We start from the raw sequence: 669 nt of genomic DNA, 5'->3' as shown, positions 1-669 counted from the left end.
GCAACTCGGGCGAGCTGCTCAAGGTCAAGGACGGCCGCAACGGTGCCTACCCCGAGTCCTTCAACAAGGAGGGCTCGCACGACCTCACCAAGGTCGCACGCTTCGAGTCCTACCGCGGGTTCCTGTTCGGTTCCCTCAACCCGGACGTCAAGCCGCTCGAGGAGCACCTGGGCGACGCCACCAAGGTGATCGACTCGATCGTCGACCAGTCCCCCGACGGCCTGGAGGTCCTGCGCGGTGCCTCGACCTACACCTACGACGGCAACTGGAAGGTCCAGGCCGAGAACGGCGCCGACGGCTACCACGTGACCTCGGTGCACTGGAACTACGCCGCGACCACGCCCCGCCGGTCCTCCGGGGATTCGACCAACACCACCAAGGCCATGGACGCCGGCAAGTGGGGCAAGCAGAAGGGCGGGTTCTACTCCTTCGAGCACGGTCACCTGCTGCTGTGGCAGGAGTGGGGCAACCCGCAGGACCGCCCGCTGTGGGACCGCCGTGAGGAGCTCGTGGAGAAGTACGGGGATGAGATGGCCAACTTCATGGTCAACATCTCGCGCAACCTGTGCCTCTACCCGAACGTCTACATCATGGATCAGTTCTCCTCGCAGATCCGCACGTTCCGTCCGATCTCCGCCGACAAGACCGAGGTCACCATCTACTGCATCG

At 64.6% G+C, this 669-nt stretch carries 1 protein-coding gene; it reads left to right on the top strand.

Annotated elements, in window-relative coordinates; all coding sequences use genetic code 11:
* Positions 1-669, top strand: a 669-nt coding sequence (locus GTW58_RS13395; protein ID WP_280842328.1) for an SRPBCC family protein, incomplete at both ends; no start/stop codon positions are given.

This window comes from Kocuria subflava (assembly GCF_012163155.1).
Lineage (GTDB): Bacteria > Actinomycetota > Actinomycetes > Actinomycetales > Micrococcaceae > Kocuria > Kocuria subflava.
The sequence above is the reverse complement of the archived record's forward strand: the minus strand, read 5'-3'. Positions and strand labels throughout refer to the sequence as shown.